General features: G+C 46.8%; 11 protein-coding genes. 4 read left to right on the top strand and 7 right to left on the bottom strand.

Translation table 11 applies throughout. From position 1 onward, the window contains the following. Positions 1-100 precede the first annotated feature (100 nt). Positions 101-463, bottom strand: coding sequence for a SirB2 family protein (locus ACWAU0_RS12485; protein ID WP_458136865.1), 363 nt, complete (start codon positions 461-463; stop codon positions 101-103). Here ACWAU0_RS12485 and ACWAU0_RS12480 point away from each other — a divergent pair. The 4 genes from ACWAU0_RS12480 to ACWAU0_RS12465 all read left to right on the top strand — a co-directional run bounded on the left by ACWAU0_RS12480 (position 462) and on the right by ACWAU0_RS12465 (position 4,096). Beyond that, positions 462-797, top strand: coding sequence for a hypothetical protein (locus ACWAU0_RS12480; RefSeq protein WP_458136864.1), 336 nt, complete (start codon positions 462-464; stop codon positions 795-797). The genes ACWAU0_RS12485 and ACWAU0_RS12480 overlap by 2 nt on opposite strands. 188 nt (positions 798-985) lie before the next feature. Further along, on the top strand, positions 986-1,183 hold the full coding sequence (locus ACWAU0_RS12475; protein ID WP_033155670.1) for a hypothetical protein: 198 nt from the start codon (positions 986-988) through the stop codon (positions 1,181-1,183). A gap of 152 nt (positions 1,184-1,335) precedes the next feature. Next, positions 1,336-3,612 (top strand): Tex family protein, encoded by a 2,277-nt coding sequence (locus ACWAU0_RS12470; RefSeq protein WP_458136863.1) that lies wholly within the window; start codon positions 1,336-1,338, stop codon positions 3,610-3,612. 103 nt (positions 3,613-3,715) lie between these two features. After that, a complete protein-coding gene (locus ACWAU0_RS12465; protein ID WP_033155672.1) occupies positions 3,716-4,096 on the top strand; it encodes an exosortase system-associated protein, TIGR04073 family in 381 nt (126 codons plus the stop codon). Between the two features lie 44 nt (positions 4,097-4,140). On the opposite strand, the gene ACWAU0_RS12460 is transcribed toward ACWAU0_RS12465, so the two are convergent. From ACWAU0_RS12460 to ACWAU0_RS12435, 6 genes are all read right to left on the bottom strand, one after another. After that, positions 4,141-7,587: an AAA family ATPase gene (locus ACWAU0_RS12460; RefSeq protein WP_458136862.1), complete on the bottom strand. Its 3,447-nt coding sequence runs from the start codon at positions 7,585-7,587 to the stop codon at positions 4,141-4,143. Positions 7,588-7,740: 153 nt separating this feature from the next. Then, complete coding sequence (locus ACWAU0_RS12455; protein WP_458139228.1) at positions 7,741-9,759, bottom strand: tetratricopeptide repeat protein; 2,019 nt, start codon at positions 9,757-9,759, stop codon at positions 7,741-7,743. Positions 9,760-9,838: 79 nt separating this feature from the next. Beyond that, the gene (locus ACWAU0_RS12450) at positions 9,839-10,321 is read right to left on the bottom strand and encodes a pilin (RefSeq protein ID WP_458136861.1); all 483 of its coding nucleotides are present in this window, start codon (positions 10,319-10,321) and stop codon (positions 9,839-9,841) included. A gap of 260 nt (positions 10,322-10,581) precedes the next feature. Then, complete coding sequence (locus ACWAU0_RS12445; RefSeq protein WP_523070797.1) at positions 10,582-12,366, bottom strand: asparagine synthetase B family protein; 1,785 nt, start codon at positions 12,364-12,366, stop codon at positions 10,582-10,584. A gap of 14 nt (positions 12,367-12,380) precedes the next feature. Then, on the bottom strand, positions 12,381-13,520 hold the full coding sequence (locus ACWAU0_RS12440; protein WP_458136859.1) for a phenylacetate--CoA ligase family protein: 1,140 nt from the start codon (positions 13,518-13,520) through the stop codon (positions 12,381-12,383). Between the two features lie 206 nt (positions 13,521-13,726). After that, a complete protein-coding gene (locus tag ACWAU0_RS12435; protein ID WP_523070796.1) occupies positions 13,727-14,842 on the bottom strand; it encodes a glycosyltransferase in 1,116 nt (371 codons plus the stop codon). Positions 14,843-14,854: the final 12 nt, after the last annotated feature.

The following is a 14,854-nucleotide window of genomic DNA, read 5'->3' as shown; positions in this document are numbered from 1 at the left end:
ATTTCACAATCTGTCAATAACTATTTTTCGCAAGCCAAATTTATCTACTCTCTAAGAAACACAAGGCCTCGCGGGCAAACCCCAACGCATAGAACAACACTTAAAAAAAGAAAAAAACCTGCTTAGTCACAGCAACCTTGGAGATGTAATACAAACAAATCAATGCGCCACCAAAAGCCAACCATCGCGAACGTCCCGATTGGCGAATCGCCACAATCCCCAAGCCAATGTAAACTATCAACATCAATAGCTTGGCTACAATCCAAGCAAATTCTGCTGACAACCAATCTCCTTGGAAAACCAAGGCAAATCCGGTCAACAAGACCAAACTCGCAATAACATGCGGACCAATTTTTAGCCATTTCTGCTCCAACAGGGCTGGCTTTAGCTCGGCAAGCACCACTCGCCCAATAAAGCTGACGACCAAAACTGCCACGAAAAGAAGATGTATGTGTTTAAGCATGAGTACCTCAAATTTAGCTAAAGATTATTTTCGAGCCGCCTCCATTCGAACAACACAACGCCGTAAGAACAAACAGACTGCCAGATTCAAATTCCAATCCTACCATGCAACCTGCACGATGGCCGAAGTTAACCATACCTCCTTTCTCTTCATCGCCCCGCAGAACACTCGACAAACGATAGGAATTTCCCGCAATATTTCTAAACTTGCCGCCGCAATGCAAGCTTCGGGCATACGGCATAAATGCATAGCAAACCGCGCCGAAACAGATACGCAGCAACAGCATCGCATCAAAACCGGATACTTTTCAGCCAAAAGAAAAGCCCATAATTAATTGATTTTATTAGAAAAATAAAACACCTATCAATCAAAACGAATAATCGCAAAAATATTGTTTTGACACAAAACAGTTTTGAGTGTAAAAAATGCACCGTCGACCAACAATAATACTAATTTCGACATACAACTCGAGTTGCCCCGTTTAGGGCTAATTATTACAACAACAAGATGAGGATTATAAAAATGGCTGAACAAGAAAAAGACAATACCTTTACTGTAGTTGCTGTTGTTACTGCAATTGCTATTGCTGGCGTCGTTTTGCTGAAAGCGGATGAAACCAAACATCTCAAATACAGCGGCGAAACTTCTGCCCAAGCTGAAGCCCAAGTTTTGGCAAAGCATAAAGATTTTAATAACGACGTTTTAAGCCAAGCGAAATAATTTTTGCTTAGCAATTTAGGCGCCAGCTGAAAATTCAGCTGGCGCCTTTTTTGTGCCTGCAAGTTTCTCACTCCATTTCTGATAGTTCGCTTTTTCAAGAACCCACGCTAATGTAGAATTGAGCCTTTATACCAATTTTATTTTAGCTACAGATGGACGTTATCCAACGCATTGCCGAAGAACTTTCAGTTAAGCCGCAACAAGTCGCCGCCGCAGCCGCCCTATTGGACGATGGCGCCACGGTGCCCTTCATAGCCCGCTATCGCAAAGAAGTCACCGGTGGCCTGGACGATACGCAATTGCGAAATCTTGAGGAAAGATTGATTTATTTGCGGGAACTTAACAGCCGCCGCGACTCAATTCTCGACACCATTCGCTCGCAAGGAAAGCTCACCCCGGAACTGGAACTAGCAATACTCGACGCCGACACCAAAACGCTTCTGGAAGACCTATACCTACCCTACAAGCCTAAACGCCGCACCAAAGCGCAAATTGCTCGCGAAGCCGGTCTTGAACCATTAGCCGACGCCATCCTGGATAATCGCGACCTAATCCCCGAACAAATCGCAGCTAGCTATATCGATGCTGAAAAAGGTATCGCGGATGTCGCGGCGGCCCTGGAGGGCGCCCGTCAGATCATCATGGAGCGTATTTCCGAAGATGCCGAACTACTTGCTGAATTGCGCGAACGTGTTTGGAATAAGGGGATCCTGCACGCTAGCGTCGTGACCAGCAAGGAAGCAGAGGCAGCCAAATTCAAGGATTATTTCGACTATAGCGAAGCGATCAATAAGATTCCGTCGCACCGTGCCTTGGCCTTGTTCCGCGGTCGTAACGAGGATTTACTGTCCTTAACCCTGAAACCGGCGGAACTGGATCAAGAAGAACATCAGTTATGTTCACAATTCGTTAGTCAACGCCTTCAAGTTAAAGACACAGAAAAACCCGCCGATGCCTGGTTGGCCGAAACCGCCCGCTTTGCCTGGAAAATCAAATTATTTACCCGTATCGATATGGATCTAAAGCTGAGACTGCGCGAAGCCGCCGAGCAAGAAGCCATTAGAGTGTTTGCCAGCAATTTGCGCGACTTGATGCTGGCGGCGCCAGCAGGTCCCAAAGCGACCATGGGCCTGGACCCCGGCATTCGCACAGGTGTCAAAGTTGCTGTGGTTGACGCAACCGGCAAGCTGTTGACCACAGAAACCATTTACCCACATCAACCTAAGAACCAGTGGGATCAATCGATAGCAGTTCTGGCTAAATTGATCAAGCAGCACCAAGTACAACTGGTGAGTATCGGTAACGGCACCGCTTCTCGGGAAACTGATCAATTGGTTGCAGACTTGATGAAGCAACATAAAGACCTTAATTTTCAAAAAATCACAGTTTCCGAAGCCGGCGCGTCGGTATATTCGGCATCGGAACTGGCTGCCAAGGAGTTTCCAGACCTCGACGTCTCATTACGCGGCGCAGTATCGATAGCCCGCCGGCTACAAGACCCACTGGCGGAACTGGTGAAAATCGATCCAAAATCGATAGGCGTTGGTCAATACCAACATGATGTTAACCAAGTGCAATTGGCTCGTATGCTAGATACCGTGGTAGAGGATTGCGTGAACGCGGTCGGCGTAGACGTAAACACAGCTTCGGTAGCTTTGCTGAAACAAGTATCCGGACTTAGCAGCAGCATCAGCGAAAACATCGTTGCGTTTCGCGATGCGAATGGCCCGTTTGCGAACCGCAATCAGCTGAAAAAAGTGCCGCGCCTAGGCGATAAAGCGTTCGAACAAGCCGCCGGCTTTCTCAGAGTCATGAACGGCGACAACCCGCTAGACGCATCTGCCGTACATCCAGAAGCCTACCCCGTGATCAATGCAATCCTAGATGATACGGGCAAATCAATCCGCGACTTGATCGGCCAAAGCCAGTTTTTACGCGGCCTGAATCCGGCAAACTATGCCAACGCCAATTTTGGCGTTCCCACCGTCTCGGATATTTTGCAGGAACTGGAAAAACCCGGCCGCGACCCGCGTCCGGAGTTTAAAAGCGTACAATTCAAGGATGGTGTTGAGAAAATTACCGATCTTGAACCCGGCATGACTTTAGACGGCGTCGTGACCAATGTCGCCAATTTCGGTGCTTTTGTGGACATCGGCGTACACCAAGACGGTTTGGTGCATATTTCACACCTGGCGGACGACTTTGTTAAAGATCCGCGTAGCGTCGTAAAAACCGGCGATATGGTAAAAGTACGTGTACTGGAAGTGGATGTAGCACGCCAGCGTATTTCTCTAAGCATGCGAAAAAACGTGGATGCCGGTGAGATTATTCCAAAAGAAAAACCGCAAAAAACTGCTCATAAACCCAAACAACAACCCGCGCTACAGAACAGCATGAGCAGTGCATTTGCCAAGGCGTTGAAAAAGTAAACAGTTCAGGGCTCTGCTATACTTTCGAGCGATTGTCGGTCGAAGCGGTAAATCCGACTCGACCAACAGATTCTCAAATCCATTCTCATATACAGGATCAGTTATGAATCGAAATACTCGCGCCCTGACCACTGTTTTATTCGCAGCTTTTCTAATGACCAGCTTGCCAAGCCTAGCGGAAGAGGCCGAAACCTATGGCGAAACCTTCGGGCGAAAACTGACTACCGGCCTCGCCAACATCACCACATCTTCCCTGGAAATACCGAAAAACATTATTTTAATCAATAATCAAAGCAATGTTATTTACGGCTTTATCGGCGGGACTTTTAAAGGGTTATTGAACATGGGAGGAAGAATCGGCGTCGGCGTGCTGGATTTGGTTTCCTCGCCAATCCCTACGCAGCCCATCGTCTATCCTTTATATGTTTGGGACAATTTCAACGCGGAAACCACCTACGGCAAAGCCTTCCGCCCCAGCAATTAATTACTTAATTTTGTGGTGGAGCATTCACCTACTCCACCGTCAGATCAAGCAACCATCTTCAACTCACTCATACCGTTGGCTTTTTTTACCAATTCAATCTGCGTTTTAATGCGCTTTTTTACCCCTTCGACGTGGGAAATTACACCGACCGTTTTCCCTTGAGTCTTCAAGCCTTCTAAGGCACTCATTGCCAGATACAGGGCTTCCGCATCTAAATTACCAAAGCCCTCATCCAGAAACAGTGAATCGATCGCCTTACCGTTGTTGGCAATCTCAGCTAGCGCCAAGGCCAAAGCCAAACTGACCACAAAGCTCTCCCCGCCAGACAAGGTTTTCGGCAATCGCCGTAGATTTTTTTGTTTGGTATCTTCAACCTCTAACGCCAAACCATTATCACTAGCCAAACTGCGAATATAGTAACGTCCGCTTAGTTTTTCCAAAATCCGGTTGGCTTGCGACAACAAATTATCCACCAACAACTGTTGAATACGCCGCCGGAAACCACCCTGCTCGTCGTTAATCAACTTCATTTCCGCTTCGGCTTGCGCGTGTATCACCCTTTGCTCAGCCAAAAGCGCCTGAAGGCTCTGATATTTTTCTTGATAAGCTGACTGTTTATCCAGCTTAGTTTCCAACGTAGCTACTTCTTGTTCGGCTATATCGATTTTCTGGGATAGCTGACGTTGCATTCCCAAAAGATCGGCTTCGTTTAAATTGGCCGGCATAACCGCCAATTCATTTTGTAAATCGGCTGACAGTTTAGCCAGTTCTTCGCCGATTGCTGCCAATTGCGTATTTTGCTGTTCCAGCTTTTGCTCAATTTCCGCCCGCCTATCGATCAGCTCTAAAGCCGACCGTAAACTATCGACATCAGCAAAAACGCCACCCGCAATTTTATTAGCTAGAACTCGCCGCATTGCATCTAGTTCGAGTTGCTGGGTGGCTATTTGCCGCTCCAATTCGACGATGAGTTTTTGCTTCTCCAGGATAACTAAATGCAAACCCAGCGATTCTTCCGTTTGCAAGCTAGTCAAAGCGTCAGCCGTCTGCTCCTGATAACTGGCTATTTTTGCTTGGCTGGCTTGCAGTCTATCTTGCAAGCTAGCAACTTCCTCCAGCAAGCCCTTCTGACGTAACTCGCGGATTTGGTAATCCTGGCGCCGAGTATTGAGCTTATCGAAGACTATATTTTCTTTGCCTTTTCCTGGTAACTTCTCACCCAATAAAGCCAACTGCTTTTCCAGTTTATCAACAAGCGCCTTTTGCTCCGCCGTACGACTAGCGAAAAGCTGTTCGGATTCGATGTATTCCTGAGGCCGATTACGCCAAGTGGCATCAAGTTGCTCCACCGACGCCGTTAATTTTTCTACCAAAGCGTGCTTGGCTTCTAGCTCGGCCGTCCACTTAGCCACATTACGCTGTAACTGCGCGTGATCATTGACCAGGTTTTTGATTTTCTCCAACTCCTGGGCTTCTGCGTCCCACAAGCGTTTTTGCAAAGACAAATTATTGATGTCCAGCTCCGCACTGACGGCGTTTAAACGGTTGCTCAAAACCAACCATTGCGAGCGCATTTGCTGCAATCTTTGCTGCCGAGCTGACAATTGACTACCTTGCTTTTTTGCCACTGCCAACTGCCCGGAGACACTATCGATAGCCGCTTTTAAGGCCTGCATCTTGCCGCGCTGATCGACTAAGGCTTTTTTAGAGTTGGTTTGGATTGGCGGTTTAGAAATATAGGGATGATCTAAGGAGCCACATAAAAAACACGGTTTACCATCAACCAACTTGCCGCGATCACCGCTAAATTTTTTCAGCAATGCCTCATTCAGCACGGCTTGCTCCAAGGCTTTGCCGATATTCTCTTCACGGTCCATCTCGTCTCGCAGGGCATCCAGCCTGGCTTGCAAGCGAGTCTCATCGGGCAGTTCCGGCGCTTTATTACGAGAGAACCAACTAAAAAAACTTTTTTTGGTAAATTTGGCATTAACCGCAGCCAGCGAGTGCAGTTCCTGAAAATCATTGACCCGTGTTTGCTGCTCTACCAGTAACTCCTTCAACTCCTCGAAACTTTTACCTTGCGCCAACTCCAGTAGGGTTTTACGTGCAGCTTCAATACGCTCATTCAAATCGGCAACCGCCGTTTTAGTATCGCGTAAAGCAGTCTGGTTTTTTTTCAGCGCCGCAGTCGTGTTTTTAGTCCAATTGGCTTGAGTCTTCTGCTTACCGGCCAACTCCACCAGTTCTGTCCGAAGATTACGTAACTGCACCACGTCGGGAAAGTCAGACTGCAAACTAGCATCCACCTGATGATCTTGCAACCAGCCGTCTATTTCCGCAAGACTGGCCTTTCTTTCGTCCAATTGCTGTTGCAGCTTCTGCACCAGTTCGGCTTCACGCGGCAACTCCAGCTTCAGATCACCCACTTTCAATTTCAGCGCATCAATAGCCTGTTTTTGCTCCTCTACGCTTTTACCGTTCAGGCTTGGGACGATTGCGTTACTGACATCTTCGCCAAGTTGGCGCTGTAGCGCATTCAGCTCCTGACGATAAGCATCCAAGGTCGCCTGACTCTGGACAATCTGTCCCTGCTTACCGTCCAATAAAATTACTTCTTCGCGAAACTGCGTCGCTTGCCGACAATCGGCAATTTTCTGTAAATCGTCTTGTAACAGCTTAATTTGCGCATCAACTTTCTTTGACTGTTCGAGAAGTTGTCTTTGGCGTCCTTCTAGTGAGTGAATGTTTTCGATTGTAAATAGTTGCTGTTGCAACTGTTTTTGTTGGTTTTTTAACTCAGCAACTTGATCCTTGAAATCCTGTAAGTCTTGCTCACCGGCTTGCAAGGCTTCCGGACTGAGTAAAGGAATCAGATCCATATCCTGTTGTAGTTGCGTTAAACGACTGAGCGATGTATGAAAGTTACCTTCAGTCCGCTGCCGATACTCAACATAGATCTGGGTACCGCTGATTTTTTCCAGAATGTCCATGCGCTCGCTATCCAGCGCATTTAGAAAAGCCGCAAAGTCGCCCTGCGGCAAAACCATGGATTTGCTGAATTTATGAAAGTCCATGCCCGTCAACTCGGCAATTTTGGTCCGTACTGTATTTGGTGTCCTGGCGAGTAACTCCGAATCATCGTTTAACTTAGTCAAGCTCATTTCCGGCTGTAAAACCTGATCTTGATTTGCGTCAGCAGGCCGTTTTACCTGCCATGAGGAACGAAACCTCTCGCCATCTAAAGCAAATTCAACCTGTGCGAAGCTATCGTTTGCCTGCTTTGTGATTACATGCTCGGCAGGCTTGTCGAAACGAAAAGTCTCACCGTATAGGCCTAGCGTGATGACATCGAGGATACTGGTTTTGCCTGAGCCGTTGGGGCCAGTGATAGCAAACACACCGCTGTCGGCGATAGGTCCTTGGTCGAAATCGACTCGGCCTTCGCCTTCCAGTGAATTGATATTTTTGAAGACTATATTGAGTATCCGCATAATCCCAGGCCTTGACGGCTGTTGATGGCAATTGACCAAATCCCGAATAGTATCATGCTAGTCCCTGCGAATCAGGATGATAAACTTAGCGAATATTCTATTGAATTTGGCTTGGGTGTGCTGATTAATATCCGACAGTAAAAGTTACGACTTTTAGGGTTGAGTGATAGATTTTTTGATAATGATCGCATCCCTGAGTTTTTTAAACTCCTTCGCGTCAGATCCGTTTGCTACACCTCTAGCTTCAGCTTCCCTGATCACTTGTTCGGCCTTATCGAACTCATTCAGCGTGATATATAAATAAGCCTTTTCAGCGTAAAAATACATTCTGTCGGGTGACAATGCGATGGCTTTGTCGACTTCTGCCATGGCAACGTCAGTCTGCCCTTGATTAAAGAAAACCTTAGCCTTGATTAAGTGCATTACAGGCTTGTCACTAAAATTAGACTGGGCCAAGGTAGCATCAATCCATTCCAACACATTAACCGCTATCGTTTTGCATTCGTAATCCCCATTGACCAAACACCTAGTCGCGGCGCGGATTGAGTCCATGGTTCGTAGTGGATGGGATTTATCAGAAATCCTATCCACTATTTCTTGGTGAACCAGCTCTTTTAGAGCCAACATATAGCGCGCATCTAACACCAATGGAGCATCATATTGGCTAGGCAAGACAATCTCTTTCGATTCATTATCCCTACTTTGCAAATAAATCAACCTATTAAGTTCATTAAACATTTCAACCAAAGTCGAAACTTCAAAGGTATTCAACTGTGACGCAATTAAATAATGCTGATATGTTTCTGGGTTGGGTCCTCGTTTAAGTTCAAGACTATTGGCATAGGCGCTGTTCGCTCGTACCGAAGCGGGGTGATTACGCACCTCAAAATAACTGAAGCTATCCAGATTGGACCAAATTGCCGCTCGGGTATGGGTAGCCAAGGCCAGGCTGATGACAATACAGGCGTAGAGTGCGTTGAGCAATCCATTGCCAATCCGCTTGCTAAGCAATTCATACAATATAGCCACCACGGCAATCGCGATACCAATGCTGGGTACATAATTACGATGCTCATAAATCAATTCCAGCGGAAAAATACTGGACTCCATACTCTGTCCGATGAAGAACCACAGAATTGCAAAATTGAAAAACCGTGTTCTTTTTCTACAGCTGTTATATATCGCAGCCATAATCAAGCAAACAATACCGACGATTGCTAACACCGTAGTTTGCGGCTGAAACAGACCTTTACTTAATGTAAAATCATCGTGCGCCAGACTGAGTTGGGTATTATCGGGATAGAGCAACAGCCCCAGATAATAGAACAACACCCTGGCTTCGGTCATCAGCCGTTCCGCCAAGGTAAAATTACGTGTCAGGTAACCACCTAGCACGTACTCAGGGTGACTGAGTAAATATGATACTCCGAGCAGCACTGGTAGTATCACCGTGACGGCATAATAGCAGTAAATTCTGCCTCGTACAGTAGAAGGAATAGCCGGCAACAAGGTTAATTCACAGACAAAAATAAGTAATGGCAATAATAAGGCATTTTCCTTGGTCAAGGCTCCCAATAACGTGCCCAACACACAGCCTGCTACCATCAACACGATTCCGGCCGGCTTATCCGCTTGCAACCTGCCTTTTAAAAACAATAAAAATCCGCCTAACATGAACAGACAGGACAAACTGCTCATCCGCTGTACCACATACAAAACCGAGGTCAATTGCATAGGATGCAATGCCCAGATCGATGCTGCTAGAAACGCCAGTTTTTGGGCGGGATAACTTGGAGCCGCAACGCTAACCAACAATCGACTAAGAAAAAACACCAGGAAGCTGTTGATGAAATGGATGCCGACATTGGTCAGCTTGAAAGCCACCGGATCAAAATGTTGGCCGGCATAATAGTAATTCAAAGCAAAAGAGAAACTTGCAATCGGCCGCTTGAACGGGCCACTGGTATTGGCGCTCCAGGCGGAAGCCAATTCTTGGCTATTCAGATGTTCCAGTAGAATCCCATTGTTATCAATAATATTAGGGTAATCGTCTGCCACAAACGGCCCATAACAGCCTGGGAAATATACAATCACTATCAAAACTGAAAGTAGTAATACTTTCAGAGCGCTGGATTCGCATAAAAGCTTAGCGAGAGCATTAAACCAAGTCATTGTTTTCACGTAAAAAATAAAATACTATCAAAACAAAAGGGGCCCTGAGGCCCCTTTAGCAATCAATTAAAACAAATCTTTATTTTGGTCTGTATTTGGCGTCCATAGTACCACCTGAAACTGTCCATTGCATCCCCGATCCCTGAGTGCATCGGCCAGAGTAAATCACCGTTCTTCCGGTTGGCACGGGCCCACCAAGAGTTCTATAGGTAATAGTGATTGTCGCAGTAGGATCGGTAGCAAAAGTTGGAGCGGTCATCTCAACCGAAGTGACATATTTACCTACAATGGCTGTACTGGTACTAAGACCAAAAGAACCGTTGGTCTGAGCACCCGCAGCCGTTCCATTAGCACCCATGCCCAGAGTACCCTCGCTACACGCAACACCACCTGCTGTTATGGCGGGCGACGCTAAACTCGGACCCTCAGAGACTTTGGATTTTATAGTGTAATCTTGATACGCCGGAATCGCGATAGCAGCCAGGATACCGATAATGGCGACCACGATCATTAACTCGATCAAGGTAAAACCTTGTTGTACTTTTTGCATTTGCTTATTCATAACCACCTTCTTTTTTATGATGAACGGAACTTAAAACTCTCAGACTTATTAACAATTAGCATGCCAATTATCTTCCGAACAGAATAAAACGATAAAATTAAGCTTTTTTCACATACATTTCAAAGCCTTACACAACGCTCTTACAAATAAAAAAGGCAATATTCCTGTAGCCACAACCTTATCAAAAAAGTAGTTTTTGTTCATAACTGACGTTTTTTGTCACTCTCTATAAATCGCTAGTTAATACGGGGATTGTTTGACTACAAACCCTTACCGGCAAACCAAAGCTCCAGCATCATCAACATCCAAACTAAATCGCCGTAATAGGCGGCATGCACGCTTTGATGCATCTCGATAGCATGATCCAAAAAGTCCGGTTTAAAAAACTCGCGCCGCTTCAAATCATTTATTGCGCCATAAGCCAGCTGCTTAAGCGGCTGATGGTCCTTCAGCCAAACGCCGAAAGGCAACCCAAAGCCATGCTTGGGCTTGTTGATAATCCGCTCCGGAAGGAAATCCGTCATAGCCTGCTTGTAAAACCAGCGCAGCTTTTGCCCTCGCAACTTGTCATTCGAAGGAATTCGGCAAGACAAGTCGAGAATGCGTCTATCCAACAAGGGGTAGCAGACTTCGACGCCTGCCATTTCGCACATTCTATTGACCTTGACCAAATCGTTATCGTGGAGCGTATTTTTCCAATCCAGATACAACATACGGTTCAAGGTACTAGCAGACTCCGGCCGCCAATAGTCTTCCCTAAACTGGCGTAAGGGCGCAGAAGTATCAATTTCCGCTAAAAAATCAGCTTGAAAAATGTCTGCCGCAGCATGCCTATGCAAAAAATTGTAGTCCTGTAAGCGGTCTGGCATCGCTGCGTTCGCTTGATCGATATAGCGTTTTGCCTTGAACGGTAGTTTTTGTTTGGCTATTACATCCGGCAAGTTATTTAATGTTGCTTCGAGGCCAGCGCTTAGGAATTTTGGCAGGCGATGATAACTCTCGAATAACATTTGCTTGGCATAGCGCTCGTTACCCGCAAAAATCTCGTCCCCCCCATCCCCCGCGAGCAAACGGTCAACACCATGATCCTTAGCCAACTTGGCGCAATAATACGCTGCCAAGGCCGACGCATTCCCAAACGGCTCATCGTAGTAAGCCGCTATTGCCGGCACGGCATTAACGGTATCCTCGGGAGTGACGTAATACTGGTGTTGCCGCGTATTGAAACGTTGCACTGCAATATTGGCGTACTCGATTTCATCATAGCCGTCAGCGTCAAAACCCATCGAAAAGGTTTTCGCCTTGCCTGGAAATACCTTTGCCAAGGCACCCGCCACACTGGAGCTATCCAGCCCACCACTCAGAAACGCACCGGTATTGTCTTCGGTATCGGCCATACTTCTAACCGCTTCGATCAACTGCTGCTGCAATTCCAGGCCGGCTTGCTGCAAATCGCAGGATTGCTCATGAAATACCGGTAGCCAGTAGCGTTTTAAGCTGATTCGTCCGTTGTGATAAACCAGGCATTGCCCGCCTTCCAGCTTTTTAACCTGCCGATAAATCGTTGTGGGGCTGGGACAATGGTTGAGATAGATGTAATCAAATACCGCTTGCGGCGCAATGCCGTTACTGACCTGAGGATGGCGCACTACAAAATCAGCACTTGAACCAAATATTAGGCCACCGGCAATTTCTGCGTAATAGATGTTACTGAGACCAATCGGATCGGTAGCCAACATCAGCAGCTGCTGATTGGTATCGATAAGCAGCAAGGTATCAGCTTCCGGCAAACCGACTAAAAAATCGACACCGCGACTTAAATAGGCATCCCACAAACTCTGAGAGCGACCTAATCGCGAACCGGACTGCGGGACGAGCAACAACACCCCATTACTGTCCGTCATATCGGTCGCAGCGGTTGAAAAGGCGTAGTTCTGACCATGCCGAACATTAAATGTTGAATCCGCCGCCGTCATTTGCCCCAGCAAAGCAATAGATTCATCTTTCTGGAGACCGCTCCCCATCCATCCTGCAAATTTTGTCATAGTGATCGATATAGTTATGCCTTGACGTGACTGATCACATAACGGAACTTTCCTGAACGTTCCTTGGGAATGTAATCGGTATATTCGATATTGATGGTAACGGCTGGTCCTAAACGTTTTTTAAATTCGTCGACGATTTTTTGTTCGTAAGCCGCTTGATATTTTAGGGTTTTAACAATTTGCACAGTGGTTTTATCCAAACTGTCTTGGGTGATTTTAAAGGAATCAACGCCTTCTAAATCTCGCAAGACATAAATCAATGCCAAGCCATGCAATACTGTTCCATCCTGAGCAACTACAAAATCGGTGGTTCGACCTTGAATCTCCTCCAGCACGGGTAATCCTCGCCCGCAGGCACAGACTTTATCCGACAATATTCCCATATCGCCAGTACGATACCGAATAAACGGAAAATCTCTGGTCGCCATATGCGTAACCACAATTTCACCGAGCTCTCCGTTAGGTAAAGGCTGGCCTTGTTTGTCTACAATCTCGACGACAATGTCCTCAGCGGTAATATGCATACTGCCTTCGGGACACTGATGCGCGATAAAACCGGCATCACGCCCGCCGTAACCATTCGCGACTGGACAAGCAAACACGCTTTCTATTTTTGTCCGCTGGTGATCATAAAGCCGTTCCGATGTCACGAAAGCCACTTTAATCCCCAAATTATGCAATGCCACGCCCCGCTTCTCAGCATGACTGGCAATGTGAGCCAACGCGGAAGGATAACCAAATAACATTTTCGGGCGAATCTGCTGGATTTGTCGAACAAAGCCGTCCAACTTTTCCGACGACATTTCGAACGCCGGAATCAAATGTGTACGCAACAATTTATCGCGCAACAGACGAATTTTATCTTGCGCCCCTAGTTCGATTGGAGATCCCCAAATTACTGCTTCCGGATCACCTATATCGACACCCCACCAACGGGTAGCCCGCCACTTTGCCGCGACATCGTGACTAACTCGGCGGCTACCGATGTAAAAAATCAATGGTTCTCCACTGGAGCCGCCAGTGTTGAAACGTGCGAGTCTTTGGGCATCATCCGCTTTCATTTCATCAAGATGCTGCCTGATTTCCGGCTTACTTAACAACGGTAGCTCGGCTAATTTTTTCACACTATCAAGGTTCGCCGGATCAAACCCCAAGTTAGCGAACAACTGCCTGTAGTAAGGCACATGAATTTGTACGTCTTGCAGAAACGCGCGTAAATGTTGCAATTGCAACTGCCTAATCTCGTCGGGTTTTAGCCACTGACTGCGCTCCATGCCGCGCCTAACTTTGACGGTACTATGCTTTTTTAAGGCTTCGTGAAGCGGAAAGATTACCGTTGAACAAAAAGACGTATAAAAGCTCATGACCTCACCAGTTTTTTAAATTCCGCCAACAAAATATCCACCCGCTTATCCCAAGAGTTATCAGCTGCATAATTTACAAGAGCTTGCCGGTCCCACTGCCGTTGCAAAGCATGATCAAGCGCCATTAACAATGCGTCAGCATCCCCAAACGGCACGATAGTACCCAATGTTTCATCAGCAACCACCTCGCGATTGCCGCCAACATCGGTGCTAATCACCGGCAAGCCGCAAGCCATAGCCTCCAAAAATACGTTGGCCCAGCCCTCGTTGGCAGTAGCCAGCACAAACAAATCGGCTGCCGATAATGGGCCGTGCAATTGTTCTGCAGGCAAAGCCCCAAGAAAACGCACATGTTGGCCAATATTCAGCGTTTCAACTTGTTGCTCCAAGCGACTGCGAATATCGCCTTCCGGACTAGCGCCTCCGACGATCAAGTATAGCAATCGCGGGTATTTTTCTATTAATGCCGGCAAAACTTCGATCACCCGGTGAAAGCCTTTTCTATCGACCAATCCGCCGACCGAAATCAGTACTTGGGCGTCTTCAGGAATTTGCCAATGCTGCCTTGCCTGTTTTTTATCAATAGGAAAAAATTTCGCGGTATCGATGCCGTTGCCCACCACCTGGATTTTCTGAGGGTCGGCGCCTAAATCCACTACGTGCCGCCTTAAAGAATCCGATACCGAAAATACTCGGGCGGCATCATTAAGAGCTTTTAATAATCGCTGGCGGCGACTGGGAATTTTAGACAACGGCACTTCTGTGCCGCGTAAAGTGATGGTGACCGGCACCTTAAACCATTTCCCGAGTAACGTGGCCGCATAACCGTCAGGGTATGCGAAGTGCGCATCGATCACATTAAATACGAAGCTCTTTTTTAATTGACGACAAATCAAAAAACTACAGATTGCCATAAAAAAGCCGTCCCAAGAACGTCCGATTCCGGGTATCGATAAAAAGCGCGGGAAATAGACAGAAATACCGTCTTGATTTTCGTACTTATCCGGTTGCGGCCGGTAATTCGGTTTAAACCATTGAATCAGGCTTTGCAGTGGAAACCAAGGTACCGGGGAAATGACAACTAAAGAACAATGACCGGCCACTTTGGACATACGCTCGCGAAT

This window comes from Methylomonas sp. Uni0009, assembly GCF_054188105.3.
The sequence above is the reverse complement of the archived record's forward strand: the minus strand, read 5'-3'. Positions and strand labels throughout refer to the sequence as shown.